This window comes from Klebsiella sp. HMSC16A12 (genome assembly GCF_001808265.1).
Classification (GTDB): domain Bacteria; phylum Pseudomonadota; class Gammaproteobacteria; order Enterobacterales; family Enterobacteriaceae; genus Klebsiella; species Klebsiella pneumoniae.
On record NZ_KV792611.1, the window covers coordinates 103,050 to 116,439 of the forward strand.

Below are 13,390 nucleotides of genomic sequence, written 5' to 3' on the forward strand. Positions count from 1 at the left end.
GGGCGGCGGCTTCGCCTTGCCCGGCCTACGACGTCAAGCTCTGGCACGCGCACCCTGGCAATATTCGATTAGGCGCATTCCGCCGCCAGCCACTCGCTGAAGGCGCGAAAGCGCGGGCGGGAACGGTTCTCCTGCGGACAAATCAGGTCATAGCCAAAGGGCGAGGGCGCTTCATTTTCAGACAAGGCCACCAGCCTGCCGGCGTCGAGCAGCGGCTGGATCAGCGTTTTACGCCCCATCACCACGCCGAGTCCATTGAGCGCCATCTCGATGGCCAGCGAGTGGTTATTCACCGCGTAATACCGGCCGTCAAAAGGTAACGCCTGTCCGCTGTGCTGGCACCACAGGCGCCATTCCGCAAATTGATCCTGTACGTCGGTGGATTCGCACGCATGGATCCAGACGAGCGCCGCCGGGTCGCCGCCGCTCAGCGGACGATACTGCTGGCGATAACGCGGGGAGCAGACCGGGAGCAAACTTTCCGCCATCAGCCGCTGTTGATAAAGATCGGGGTAGCGCGTGGCGCCGTAGTAAATTGCCAGATCCACCCGCTCCTCGTTAAAATCCATCACCCCGGCGCGCACGCGAAACTGCAGATTCAGTCCCGGCCATTGCGTCTGAAAGCGCGGCAGACGCGGCATTAGCCACAGATGGGCCAGCGTCGGCGCAATACCAATATGCAGCGTGCCGCGCAGATCCTGATCGCGAATATCCTCAATTTCATCGTTAATCGCCCGCAGCGAATGGCTTAACGTCGCCAGCAGCCGCTTACCTTCCTCTGTCAGCGCCAGTTTACGCGTCATGCGGATAAACAGGCGAAACCCGATGTGCATCTCCAGCCTGCGGATCCGATGGCTGACCGCTCCCTGGGTTAGGTTCATTTCATGCGCGGCAAGGGTAAAGCTCAGGTGGCGGGCGGTCACCTCAAAGGTCTGCAGCAGCGCAAGGATGCTTTGTTGCTCAAGCACAGATTGTCTCCCTTATGCATTAATTGAGTTCATGCATAGGCCGATTTAATTCGTTTGTTAGGCCAGTTTTGCCGGTTTTAAATAGTTATATCGTAACTAAACCGAGGTATACCATGTCAGGACTCAAAATTGTGGTGATTGGCGGTGGCTCCAGCTACACCCCGGAACTGATTGAAGGTTTGCTCAACCGCTATCACGAAATGCCGGTCGCTTCGCTATGGCTGGTGGACATTGAAGAGGGCAAAGAGAAAGTCGAGATTATCGCCGGACTGGCGCGGCGAATGATCGCCAAAGCCGGGCTGACTATTGAAGTGGTGGCCACCCTTGACCGGGAAAGCGCGCTGCGCGATGCCGATTTCGTCTGCTCGCAGTTTCGCGCCGGCTGCCTTGACGCCCGGATCAGCGATGAACGTATCTCCCTCAAGTATGGCTTGATCGGCCAGGAGACTAATGGCCTTGGCGGCTTCGCCAACGCCTGTCGCACCATTCCCATCGCCCTGGAGATCGCTGCCGATATGGAGCGACTGTGTCCCGACGCCTGGCTGCTGAACTTTACCAACCCGTCGGGGATGGTGACCGAAGCGATCCTGCGCCACAGCCGCATCAAAGCCGTCGGCCTGTGTAACGTGCCGGTGATTATGCAAAAAGGGATAACCACTCTGCTGCAATGCGCTGACGAAAAAGAGGTGGTGATGCAGGTCGCCGGCCTGAACCACTTTATCTTCGTGCGCCAGATCCTGCACAAAGGTAAAGAATGGCTGCCGGAGGTGATAGCCGAGATCAACGCCGGTCGGGATCCGCTGGTGCCGCGCAACATTCCGCCGTTCCGTTGGCCGTCGCATCTGCTGCAGGGCTTAGGCATGATCCCCTGCGCCTATCTGCGTTATTACTACATGAAAGACGATCTGCTGCGCCAGGAGCTGGCGGAGGCGGGCGGCGAAGGAACCCGCGGGGAAGTGGTTAAGCAGCTGGAAAAAATCTTGTTTGACCAGTACCGCGACCCGCACCTGGCGGTCAAACCGAAGGCGCTGGAAGGGCGCGGCGGCCAGTACTATTCCGAGGCGGCCTGCGAGCTGATGAATGCCATCTACAACGACAAGCGGATTATCATGCACGTCAATACGCGTAATAACGGCGCCATCAATGGCCTGCCGGATGACTGCGCGGTAGAGGTCAGCTCGCTGATTACCGCTTCTGGTCCGCTACCTCTCAATGTGGCGCCGTTCCCGGAAGATACCCTGCGTTTGCTGCAGCTGATGAAATCATTTGAACGGCTGACTATCGAGGCCGCGCTCACCGGCAACCGCCATACCGCATGGCGTGCTCTGATGCTGAATCCGCTGATCGTCAGCGGCGAGAAGCTCGAACTGGCGTTGGATGAGGTGATCGCTGAGAACCGTCAGTGGCTGCCTGCTTTCCACGCCTGACCCAAGACTCACCGGCCGCCTGGCCGGTGATTTAACCACTGACCGTCTGACTTTACGCCACAGCGCCCATTTTTCCGCCACACTGTCAATAATTGTTGACAGTTAGCTTCCCGAAAACCTATTCCTGGCCTATTATTCTCCCGTCATTGGCACTTTTAGGGTGAACACTCCCATGCGTCTTGAAGTCTTTTGTGAAGACCGTCTCGGTCTGACTCGTGAATTGCTCGATTTGCTGGTGCTGCGTGGTATTGACCTGCGCGGTATCGATATTGACCCTATTGGCCGAATTTACCTCAATTTCGCCGAACTGGAATTCGCCACGTTCAGCAGCCTGATGGCTGAGATCCGCCGTATCGCCGGCGTGACGGACGTGCGCACCGTGCCCTGGATGCCGTCTGAACGTGAACACCTGGCGCTCAGCGCGCTGCTGGTAGCGATGCCGGAGCCGGTGCTGTCGCTGGATACCAAAGGTCGGGTGGAACTGGCGAACCCCGCCAGCTGCCTGCTGTTTGGCCAAAGCCAGGCGAAGCTGCGTAACCACCCGGTGGCCCAGCTGATCGCCGATTTTAACGTTCAGCGCTGGCTGGAGAGCAGCCCGCAGGAGACGCATGCGGAGCATGTGGTGGTGAATGGGCAGAACTACCTGCTGGAAGTGACTCCGGTCTATCTGGAAGGCGAGCATAACGAGCGAGTGCTGACCGGCGCCGTGGCGATGTTGCGCTCAACCGTGCGCATGGGACGCCAGCTGCAGACCATGACCAGCCAGGATACCAGCGCCTTCAGTCAGATCCTCGCGGTGGGGCCGAAAATGCGCCACGTGGTGGAGCAAGCGCGCAAGCTGGCGATGCTCAGCGCGCCGCTGCTGATTGTCGGCGACACCGGCACCGGTAAAGATCTGCTGGCCCATGCCTGCCATCTGGCCAGTCCGCGGGCGGGCAAACCCTATCTGGCGCTCAACTGCGGCTCCATTCCCGAGGACGCGGTCGAGAGCGAGCTGTTTGGCGACGCGCTGCAGGGCAAGAAGGGCTTCTTCGAGCAGGCCAACGGCGGCTCGGTGCTGCTGGATGAAATTGGCGAGATGTCGCCGCGCATGCAGACCAAGCTGCTGCGCTTTCTCAACGACGGCACCTTCCGCCGCGTTGGCGAGGATCATGAAGTGCACGTCGATGTGCGGGTGATCTGCGCGACGCAGAAAAACCTGATCGAGCTGGTGCAGAAAGGGCTTTTCCGCGAAGATCTCTACTATCGCCTCAACGTCCTGACGCTGTATCTGCCGCCGCTGCGCGATTGCCCGCAGGACATCATGCCGCTGACGGAGCTGTTCGTGGCCCGCTTTGCCGACGAGCAGGGGATCCCGCGGCCGAAGCTCTCTGCCGATCTCAGTACGGTGCTTACCCGCTACAGCTGGCCCGGCAACGTCCGCCAGCTGAAGAATGCCGTCTATCGCGCACTGACCCAGCTGGAAGGATTTGAGCTGCGTCCACAGGACATTCTGCTGCCGGACCATGACGTCGCCTCGCTGCCGGTGGGCGAGGAGGCCATGGAAGGGTCGCTGGACGACATCACCCGCCGCTTTGAGCGCTCGGTGCTGACCCAGCTCTATCGCAGCTACCCCAGCACCCGTAAGCTGGCGAAGCGGCTGGGGGTGTCGCATACCGCCATCGCCAATAAGCTGCGTGAATATGGTCTGAGTCAGAAAAAGGGCGACGAATAATCCCGCCAGGCCGGCGACTCACGTCGCCGGCATCCCGGCCTGCAAAGCGGGCCAAACCTGTATATACTGGTTTTTTAATCCTTTTTCCGGGGTGGTGCATCTTGGCGTCGCGTCGCGCGATCGGGCACTGGCTGATATTGCTGCTGCTCTCTGTTCTCTTTTCCTCGCTGCTGTTACGAATACACCTGCCGGCAGCGCTGCTGCTGGGGCCGCTGATCGCCTGTCTCATTTTGAGCCTGCGCGGGGTGAAGCTGAGCATCCCTCGCCCCTGTTATCTGGCGGCGCAGGCCATTGTCGGCTGCATGATCGCCCGGGCGATTAATCCCTCTGTTTTTGGCGTGCTGTTCAACAACTGGGCGCTGGTGCTGGCGATCCTGTTGACCACCCTGGCGATAAGCGGCCTTACCGGCTGGCTGCTGGTCCGCTACAGCGCGCTGCCGGGCGCCACTGGCGCCTGGGGAAGCTCTCCCGGCGGCGCGTCGGCAATGGTGGTGATGGCCCAGGAGTACGGGGCCGATGTGCGGCTGGTGGCGCTGATGCAGTATCTGCGGGTGCTGTTTGTCGTCGGCGCGGCGGCGCTGGTGGTGCGCTATGCCCTGGGCAATGAAGCACAGGAAATGACTCAGGATATTGTCTGGTTTCCATCGTTGACCCTGAATTTCCCTTTCACGCTGCTGCTGACGGCGGTGGCCTGTTGGCTGGGCATGCGGCTGCGCATCCCCTCCGGGGCCATGCTGCTGCCGATGCTGCTTGGCGCCCTGGCCCAGGGCGGCGGCTGGCTGATGCTGGAGCTGCCGGAGTGGCTGCTGGCGATGGCCTATGCGGTGCTGGGCTGGACGGTGGGGCTCCAGTTTAATAAAGCCATTTTTCTGCTGGCCCTCAAGACGCTGCCGCAGATTATCGCCTCCATCATCGGACTGATCCTGATGTGCGCCCTGATGGCCCTTGCCCTGACCCACATTCTGCAGATGGACTTTATGACCGCCTATCTGGCCACCAGCCCCGGCGGCCTGGACACGGTGGCGATTATCGCCGCCGCCACCCGGGCGGACATGTCGTTTATTATGGCGCTACAGACGCTGCGGCTGTTTACCATTTTGCTGACCGGCCCGGCGATGGCGCGGGCTATCTCCCGCTATGCGCCGCGGCAATAAAAAGCCCTCGCAGAGCGAGGGCTGGGCAGATCGAATGTCCGCGAGCGCGATGCGCCCGGGCAATCTGTTATCAGGCTTTCAGGGCGGCCAGCGCGGCGTCGTAGTCCGGCTCTTCGGTGATTTCGTTCACCAGCTGGCTGTAGACGACCTGATCGTTTTCATCGATAACGACCACCGCACGGGCAGCCAGGCCAGCCAGCGGACCGGTGGCGATGGCGACGCCGTAGTCAGCGAGGAAGGACGCGCCGCGCAGCGTGGACAGGGTGACCACATTGCTCAGGCCTTCCGCGCCGCAGAAGCGGGACTGGGCGAACGGCAGGTCAGCGGAAATGCACAGCACTACGGTGTTGTCCAGTTCAGCGGCCAGCTGGTTGAATTTACGCACTGATGCGGCACACACGCCGGTATCAATGCTCGGGAAAATATTCAGTACTTTACGTTTGCCGGCGTACTGGCTCAGCGCGACGTCAGAGAGATCTTTGGCGACCAGCGTAAACGGCTGCGCTTTAGCGCCTGCCTGCGGAATGGTGCCCTGAACAGAAACGGGGTTGCCCTGGAAATGCACGGTTTGTGACATGGTTATCTTCCTGTTTACATATAGTTAACGTCGCGAGTAGTGTATGACATCCGCCAGCTACACGGCAAACCCTATTTAACATTTACCAGAGAGGACAAGGGAATGCGTAACGTGCGAGTGTATGAGGAAGCCTGGCCGCTCCATACCCCTTTTGTGATCGCCCGCGGTAGCCGCAGCGAGGCAAAAGTGGTGGTAGTGGAACTGGAAGAGGACGGCGTGAAAGGGGTAGGCGAATGCACACCCTATCCCCGCTATGGCGAGAGCATCGCCTCGGTCATGGCCCAGGTGATGGCGATCGGCGAGCAACTGGAGGCGGGGCTTACCCGCGAACAGCTGCAGCGGCTGCTGCCGGCAGGCGCCGCCCGCAATGCCATTGACTGCGCGCTATGGGATCTGCAGGCCCGGCGCGAAGGCAAAACCTTGGCCCAGCTGTTGGGCGTGGCGTTGCCTAACCGGGTGATTACCGCCCAGACGGTGGTCATTGGCACGCCGGATCAGATGGCGGCCAGCGCCGCGGCGCTGTGGCAGGCAGGGGCCCAGCTGTTGAAGGTGAAGCTCGACGATCGACTGATCAGTGAGCGGCTAATCGCTATCCGCCAGGCGGCGCCGGAGGCTACGCTGATTGTTGATGCCAATGAATCCTGGCACAGCGAGGGGCTGGCGGCGCGCTGTCAGCTGCTGGCGGACCTCGGTGTGGCGATGCTTGAGCAGCCGCTCCCCGCCGACGACGACTCGGCGCTGGAAAACTTCGTTCATCCGCTGCCGATTTGCGCCGACGAGAGCTGCCACACCCGGGAGAGCCTGCCGCGGCTGCGCGGGCGCTATGAGATGATCAATATCAAACTGGATAAAACGGGCGGCCTGACCGAAGCGCTGGCTCTGGCCGGGGAGGCGGAACGGCAGGAATTTGAACGGATGCTGGGCTGTATGCTCTGCACCTCGCGCGGGATCGCCGCCGCGCTCCCTCTGGCGCCGCTGGCGCGCTTCGCTGACCTCGACGGCCCGACATGGCTGGCGGTGGACGTTGAGCCGGCGCTGCGGTTCAGCACCGGCGTGCTTCATCTTTAAGCCTGCCAGCGCAGCAGATCGGTCATCGCCGGCAGGTAACGCTCCGTTGCCTCGTCTGCGGAGACCGGCGGAAACTCGGCGGTGATGCAGGGGAGTCCGATATCGGCGCACCAGCTGCCAAAGGAGCCCGGCGTGTCGTAGCCCACGCTGCCCACCAGCGGCAGGGAGAAGGCGTCGGCCAGCCAGCGACCCAGCGGGCTGTGGCCCGGATCTTCGATGCAGGCCAGCGGATCGTGAAAGGAGACCACCCACGCCGGATGAATCTGATGGATCAACTGACACAGGGCCTCGGTCTCCCGTTCCGAACCCGGCTGCTCGCCGGTCAACAGCACCACGTCGCGCTCCGCCGCCGCGCTATTCCAGCGGTAAACCGTTTCCCCTTGCTTCCAGTTGGCTGCTGGAAAGTTACGGTTGAGGTCAACGCCGCGGGCATTGGCGCGCAGCCCGAGCTGACAGCCGTCAGGATTGACCGTCAGCACCACGTGGTGGCGGCGCAGCTCGGGTTTCAGGGTGCGCAGGGCGCAGGAGAGGGTCACAATCGACGAATTCTCATCACCGTGGGTACCGGCAATAATCAGCCCGCTACGGCTGTCGGCCTGCGGCGCAGGAAACCACAGCAGCGGCGCGCCCAGTTCCGAGCTGCCATACTGCCGGGTTCCCGGCGGAAAGTCGCCGCGCTGCGGGCGAGGACGTGAAATAGACATAGGGCTTCCTGTGTGTCGTTATTATTTAGTGTTGGCGAAAAGCGTATCGGGATCAAACCCATTCCCTGAGGCGTGAAATCCGACGGCACATCAATTTTCTATCATATGTCGTTTGCAATTTCAGGTGATGAAACAAATAATTATCGCTCTGTTGGCGGTATTTTTTTCATTTTAAAGGGGATCTTATGAAGTATCCTGTCGCTTTGACATGCGGCGCGCTGTGGTTAGCCAGCGTATCTTCTCTGGCCTGGGCGGCTGACGTACCGCCGGGCACGGTACTGGCGGAAAAACAGCTGTTAGTGCGCCATATCAAAGATGAACCCGCCTCGTTAGATCCCGCCAAAGCGGTGGGCCTGCCGGAAATCCAGGTGATCCGCGATCTGTTTGAAGGTTTAGTCAATCAGGATGCGAAAGGCAACCTGGTTCCAGGCGTAGCGACCCGCTGGCAGAGCAACGATAACCGCGTCTGGACCTTTACCCTGCGTGATAACGCCCGCTGGTCCGACGGCACGCCGGTTACTGCCGAAGATTTCGTCTATAGCTGGCAGCGTCTGGTGGATCCGAAAACCACTTCGCCGTTCGCCTGGTTCGCGGCGCTGGCGGGGATCGCTAACGCGCAGAACATTATTGACGGCAAAGCCGCGCCGGAGACCCTGGGAGTCACCGCCGTCGACGCCCACACCCTGCGGGTGCAGCTGGATAAACCACTGCCGTGGTTCAGCAACCTGACCGCCAGCTTTGCCTTCTATCCGGTGCAAAAGGCGAATGTCGACAGCGGGGCGAACTGGACGCGACCCGGCAGCCTGGTGGGCAACGGCGCCTATGTTCTGAAAGACCGTGTGGTCAATGAGAAGCTGGTGGTGGTGCCGAACACGCACTACTGGGATAACGCCAAAACGGTGATCCAGCAGGTCACCTTTGTGCCGATTAACCAGGAGTCCGCCGCCACCAAGCGCTATCTTGCAGGGGATATCGATATCACCGAGTCTTTCCCGAAAAATATGTACCAGAAACTGCTGAAGGATATTCCGGGGCAGGTGTATACCCCGCCGCAGCTGGGTACCTACTATTACGCTTTCAATACCCAAAAGGGGCCGACGGCGGATGAGCGGGTACGCCTGGCGCTGAGCATGACCATCGATCGCCGGGTGATGGCGGAGAAAGTACTGGGGACCGGGGAAAAACCGGCCTGGCGCTTCACGCCGGACGTGACGGCGGGCTTCACCCCCCAGCCGTCACAGTTTGAGAGCATGAGTCAGGCTGAGCTTAATGCCCAGGCGAAAGCCCTGCTGGCTGCCGCGGGCTATGGCCCGAATCGTCCGCTGAAGCTGACGCTGCTGTATAACACCTCTGAGAACCACCAGAAGATTGCCATCGCGGTGGCGTCGATGTGGAAGAAAAACCTCGGCGTGGAAGTGAAGCTGCAGAACCAGGAGTGGAAAACCTATATCGACAGCCGTAACACCGGCAATTTCGACGTGATCCGCGCTTCGTGGGTGGGGGACTACAACGAGCCGTCCACCTTCCTGTCGCTGCTGACCTCCACCCACAGCGGAAATATTTCGCGCTTTAACGATCCGGCGTACGACAAAATCCTCGCCCAGGCGGCGGTAGAGAATTCGGCCAAAGCGCGTAACGACGATTACAACGCGGCGGAAAAGATCATTATGGTCAAAGCGCCGATCGCGCCGATCTACCAGTACACTAACGGCCGGTTGATTAAGCCGTGGCTGAAAGGCTACCCGATCACCAACCCGGAAGATGTGGCCTACAGCCGTACCATGTATATCGTGAAGCACTAACCGGTACTGGTTGCCTGATGATGCCAGGCAACCATCGCTGATCCCCGAGCTGGCGCGTCTTGCCGCGCCAGTTTTTCCTGCTCTCCTTCTCGCGCCACAGTAGAAAGTCTCACTTTTCTGGCAGTATGGCCGACTGATGCCAGGTTCTACCATCTGGTCGCGAAGCATCAGAAGATCTCATCCGCCGGGTTTTTATCATGATGCTCAACGTATTCGGCAACCATGCCATCCGGATGCCGAACCAGCATGTTCCAGCCGGTGGGCACGGCCTTCACCGGGTTGATAATCGTTGCCCCGGTGGAAGGCAGATGTTTCTCCCAGGCGGTAATGTCGTTGACCAGGAAAGTGGCCTCGGTGGCGCGAAACGGAGCCAGGCTTTGCTCGGTTCCGCCAATTAAAAGCACGGAACCCACCTGCGCCAGTTTGAGATCGTATTCGGGATAGTCGAAACGCAACCTTGCCTTCTGCGCGATGAGATTTTCGTAGAACGAAACGGTATCTTCAAAGCGGGCAATCAGCACGCATCGACGGATCAGGATATTGAGGACTTTCATTATATCTCCTTCGCCATTTTCTCAGAGATAGCGTAGCAGCACTGAGGTGGAATGTAAGGCTCAAGTAGCAGAAGAGCGTGACGTATAGTTGTGGCCTGCGTATAAGAAGATATCGGCAATGACCTTGTGCGCTGGATAAGAAAAGTTGCAGTTAAAAAATATTTATTTTGTAATGATGCTGTGGTGTGATTGCTGAGCATACGATTAGCGGGATGATTAAGAGGGGCTAGATGGAAAGTTTAATTTCTTCGATATGGAATTTTGATGGACTGATAAATAGCGCGTTAATTTTTGTTACTTTTGGTTTATTAGGAGTGTTTCTCTGGAAACGGGCAGGATCCGCATATTCTTTATTGAACCGGCTATGGGAGTTCTGCCTGGGAGGGAAAACGTTTCACGACGGTAAAATAAATGCATATTTCAATGAGAGAAATGATGTTGAACGTTTTAATGTTTTATTTAATGTCGGCGCAAGAAATAAAGAAGAGATCAAGTCACTGATTAACTGGACGAAAAAGAAAAATATAGATATTCGTCATGTCACAGCCGCGAAAGGATGGTTTGAAATATCAACGCTTAAGGCAATAAAACCATTATTTATCGCTAATGTTGGTGTATTTGTCTCTTGTGTGTTAACTATGCTGCTATTATCAAATTTTATGTTGCTGGCATTGAAGCCATCCGCACTAGTACGATTAGGCGACGACAAGTCATGGGTTTGGATTAATGATCATATTGCTGAGAGTTCGATCTGGACCAATAATTACCTTCCCCTGAACTGGACTGAGTGGAAGCTCGATAAAAAACAGTGTGAAAGTGAAGATTTCGATAAAACGGTTTTCTCAGAAAAAGCGGGGATAAGTGTGCGCTCGGTTGACAGGATTTGTGAGAACTTTTCAAGTGGTTCGTTGAGTGATACTATAAATAATATTATTAAAAATCAAAAACTGGCATGGGTTTTGGCTATTTACCCCTTCATCTTTACGATTATTTGCTTTTTTAGCTTGTTACGCAGAGGTGCTGCTTCTAAACTTTATAATGAAGTACATAACTCACAAAATTAATATTTATATAAATTCATTTCCGTCTGGCATTACTGTTTGCATCGATCGGAATTAAATGACAGGTCCGAGTACAGAAGCTGTCACCGGCCACTACCGGTTGCCTGCTGCCTGCAGGCAACCTCAGTTACATTCGCAATGTATCAATGACCGCTCTCAGCGCGGGCGACACATTGCGGTGCGGGTAATAGAGAAATGAACCTTCCAGACGCTGGCTATAACGCTGGAGCACCCGGATAAGTGTGCCCTGGGCTAGATCGTCGGTAATCAGCTCTTCCGGGACATAGGCCAGCCCCAGACCGAGCCTCGCCGCTTTGGCTTCCATATAGCTATCGGCGAAAGCCCACTGTCCCTGAGGTGGGTGGGTGATTTTTTTGCCATCCACATTAAGTTCCCAGGCGTAAAGGCTGCCGTCGCCGAACTGATAAGCGATGCAGGGGTGGGCGACTAAATCGGCGGGCGTTTGTGGAAAGCCGTAGCGGCGAAAATGTTCCGGTGTACCCACCACCGCCATCTCCATATCGGGCGAAATGCGTACCGCAATCATGCCGCTTCCGACTTCCGGGCCCAGACGTACGCCCGCATCAAATCGCTGCGCAATAATATCGACAAACCGGCTTTCGCTGATCAGTTCCAGTCTGATATCGGGATAGCGTTGTTTAAATACTGCCAGCTTCGGCAGCAGGACTTTATCAATGGCATGCTGGCTGGCATTGATGCGTACCGTACCGGAGGGCGTTTGACGATAGTGGGCCAGCGTGGCGAGTCCCATATCTAAGGCGTCGAAACCGGATTCGACGTTGTGATAGAGCTGCTCACCTGCCTGAGTGAGCGACAACCGGCGGGTGGTACGCACCAGAAGCTGAACGCCCAGCCGCTCTTCAAGTTCACGAACCGCACGGCTTACCCCGGACTGCGCCAGGCCAAGTCGTTGCGCTGCGGCGGTAAAACTGCCTTCCCGTACCACCTGCATAAACAGATAAAGGTCATTATAGTTTTCCCGTTTCGCCATTATCCTGCCTCGTCACCCAGATGCCATTTAGAACAATATGGTATTAATTTTAGCATTTTTCAGCCTCTAATCAGAACCATTACTGCTGGCTACACTAAGCGCACGACAACAAAGCACAGCAGCGTTGTCTACTGAAGACTTGCATTGATCACGTTTATTTAGGGGAATTTTGATGACGGTTTTCACCAAAAAACTGACAGCCGCGATACCCGCCATGCTGCTTTGCGCCTCATTAACTGGAGTCACAACGATGAGCTCTGCTGAGACAACTAACCCGAATGCGCCTGTTTCACTGATTGAACAATGGGATAAAACGTTTGCTGAGAGCTTGAAAGTGGATCACCGTAAGGTGACCTTCCAGAACCGCTACGGGATAACCTTAGTTGGCGATCTCTACCTGCCGAAGGATCGCGGTGAACGCAAACTGGCAGCTATTGCCGTGAGCGGTCCCTTCGGCGCGGTAAAAGAGCAGTCCAGCGGCCTGTATGCCCAGACGCTGGCCGAACAAGGTTTTGTCACCCTGGCATTTGACCCATCGTATACGGGCGAAAGCGGTGGCTACCCACGCAACGTGGCCTCACCGGATATCAATACCGAGGATTTTAGTGCCGCGGTGGACTTTCTGGGCCTGCAAAAAGAGGTGGATCGCAACCGTATCGGTTTGCTCGGCATTTGTGGCTGGGGCGGTATGGCCCTAAACGACGCGGCGATGGATACACGCGTCAAAGCGGTGGCGACCAGCGTAATGTATGACATGAGCCGCGCGATGGGGCATGGAGTGGGCGATGGCAAAGACCGCTACACGACAGCCGACCGCCGAGCGGTACTGCAGTACTTGAACGCGCAGCGCTGGAAGGATGCGGCAAACGGCACTTCCGCCCCCGGTGGGCATGACATATATGTTGATGATAAAGGCAACGTCCGCGCTGCCGATCGTATTTTGCCGGAAACCTTGCCCGCCAACCCCAACCCGGTCCTGAAAGAGTTCTTCGATTATTACCGTATGCCGCGTGGTTTCCATCCGCGTTCGGTTAATTCAACCGGGGCCTGGAATGCGACGATGCCGCTGTCGTTTATGAATATGCCGCTGCTGAGTTACGCCAGCGAAGTGACTATTCCGACGCTTATCGTGACCGGCGAAAAAGCCCATTCACGCTATTTTGCCGAAGATGCCTTTAAGGCCATCGGCAGTAAAGAGAAAGCGCTGGTGATTGTCCCAGGCGCAAACCACGTCGATCTCTATGACAACGTCGCGGGCAAAATTCCCTTTGCGACGTTCGCGCAATTTTTTAAAACCAACCTGAAATAGATCTCCTGTGCCGGAGACATCCCCAAAGCCGCCACGCGCC

13 protein-coding genes are annotated in these 13,390 nt (G+C 57.4%); 8 read left to right on the top strand and 5 right to left on the bottom strand.

Annotated elements, in window-relative coordinates; genetic code table 11:
* Window positions 1-68: 68 nt before the first annotated feature.
* Window positions 69-938, bottom strand: coding sequence for a LysR substrate-binding domain-containing protein (locus HMPREF3140_RS13735; protein ID WP_223174612.1), 870 nt, complete (start codon window positions 936-938; stop codon window positions 69-71).
* 143 nt (window positions 939-1,081) lie between these two features.
* Here HMPREF3140_RS13735 and HMPREF3140_RS13740 point away from each other — a divergent pair, with 143 nt between their 5' ends.
* The 3 genes from HMPREF3140_RS13740 to HMPREF3140_RS13750 all read left to right on the top strand — a co-directional run bounded on the left by HMPREF3140_RS13740 (window position 1,082) and on the right by HMPREF3140_RS13750 (window position 5,263).
* Entirely contained in the window at window positions 1,082-2,395 is a 1,314-nt protein-coding gene (locus HMPREF3140_RS13740) for a 6-phospho-beta-glucosidase (protein ID WP_002901977.1), read from the top strand.
* Window positions 2,396-2,567: 172 nt separating this feature from the next.
* Entirely contained in the window at window positions 2,568-4,109 is a 1,542-nt protein-coding gene (gene tyrR, locus HMPREF3140_RS13745; RefSeq protein WP_002901979.1) for a transcriptional regulator TyrR, read from the top strand.
* Window positions 4,110-4,210: 101 nt separating this feature from the next.
* Complete coding sequence (locus tag HMPREF3140_RS13750) at window positions 4,211-5,263, top strand: AbrB family transcriptional regulator (protein ID WP_070553006.1); 1,053 nt, start codon at window positions 4,211-4,213, stop codon at window positions 5,261-5,263.
* Between the two features lie 70 nt (window positions 5,264-5,333).
* Here HMPREF3140_RS13750 and tpx read toward each other — a convergent pair whose 3' ends face one another.
* A complete protein-coding gene (tpx, locus tag HMPREF3140_RS13755) occupies window positions 5,334-5,840 on the bottom strand; it encodes a thiol peroxidase (RefSeq protein ID WP_004152131.1) in 507 nt (168 codons plus the stop codon).
* 102 nt (window positions 5,841-5,942) lie between these two features.
* On the opposite strand from tpx, the gene ycjG reads away from it, so the two are divergent.
* On the top strand, window positions 5,943-6,908 hold the full coding sequence (gene ycjG / locus HMPREF3140_RS13760) for an L-Ala-D/L-Glu epimerase (RefSeq protein ID WP_004892699.1): 966 nt from the start codon (window positions 5,943-5,945) through the stop codon (window positions 6,906-6,908).
* Here ycjG and mpaA read toward each other — a convergent pair.
* Window positions 6,905-7,612: a murein tripeptide amidase MpaA gene (mpaA, locus tag HMPREF3140_RS13765; protein WP_004152134.1), complete on the bottom strand. Its 708-nt coding sequence runs from the start codon at window positions 7,610-7,612 to the stop codon at window positions 6,905-6,907. The two genes, ycjG and mpaA, sit on opposite strands and share 4 nt — an antisense overlap.
* Before the next feature lie 72 nt (window positions 7,613-7,684).
* On the opposite strand from mpaA, the gene HMPREF3140_RS28815 reads away from it, so the two are divergent.
* Both HMPREF3140_RS28815 and HMPREF3140_RS13775 read left to right on the top strand, forming a co-directional pair.
* Window positions 7,685-7,801, top strand: a complete 117-nt coding sequence (locus tag HMPREF3140_RS28815; RefSeq protein WP_004148146.1) for a hypothetical protein — start codon at window positions 7,685-7,687, stop codon at window positions 7,799-7,801.
* Window positions 7,798-9,414 (top strand): peptide ABC transporter substrate-binding protein, encoded by a 1,617-nt coding sequence (locus tag HMPREF3140_RS13775; RefSeq protein WP_004176446.1) that lies wholly within the window; start codon window positions 7,798-7,800, stop codon window positions 9,412-9,414. Before HMPREF3140_RS28815 ends, HMPREF3140_RS13775 begins: the two co-directional genes overlap by 4 nt.
* Window positions 9,415-9,581: 167 nt before the next feature.
* Here the strand turns inward: HMPREF3140_RS13775 and HMPREF3140_RS13780 are convergent, their stop codons facing one another.
* Window positions 9,582-9,968, bottom strand: a complete 387-nt coding sequence (locus HMPREF3140_RS13780) for a VOC family protein (protein WP_004179496.1) — start codon at window positions 9,966-9,968, stop codon at window positions 9,582-9,584.
* Between the two features lie 230 nt (window positions 9,969-10,198).
* On the opposite strand from HMPREF3140_RS13780, the gene HMPREF3140_RS13785 reads away from it, so the two are divergent.
* Window positions 10,199-11,032: a DUF6216 family protein gene (locus tag HMPREF3140_RS13785; protein ID WP_023285028.1), complete on the top strand. Its 834-nt coding sequence runs from the start codon at window positions 10,199-10,201 to the stop codon at window positions 11,030-11,032.
* A gap of 124 nt (window positions 11,033-11,156) precedes the next feature.
* On the opposite strand, the gene HMPREF3140_RS13790 is transcribed toward HMPREF3140_RS13785, so the two are convergent.
* Window positions 11,157-12,041: a LysR family transcriptional regulator gene (locus tag HMPREF3140_RS13790; protein ID WP_004152138.1), complete on the bottom strand. Its 885-nt coding sequence runs from the start codon at window positions 12,039-12,041 to the stop codon at window positions 11,157-11,159.
* A 172-nt stretch (window positions 12,042-12,213) separates the two neighbouring features.
* Here HMPREF3140_RS13790 and HMPREF3140_RS13795 point away from each other — a divergent pair, with 172 nt between their 5' ends.
* Window positions 12,214-13,350 (top strand): alpha/beta hydrolase, encoded by a 1,137-nt coding sequence (locus HMPREF3140_RS13795; protein WP_070553007.1) that lies wholly within the window; start codon window positions 12,214-12,216, stop codon window positions 13,348-13,350.
* The last annotated feature ends 40 nt before the right edge of the window (window positions 13,351-13,390 follow it).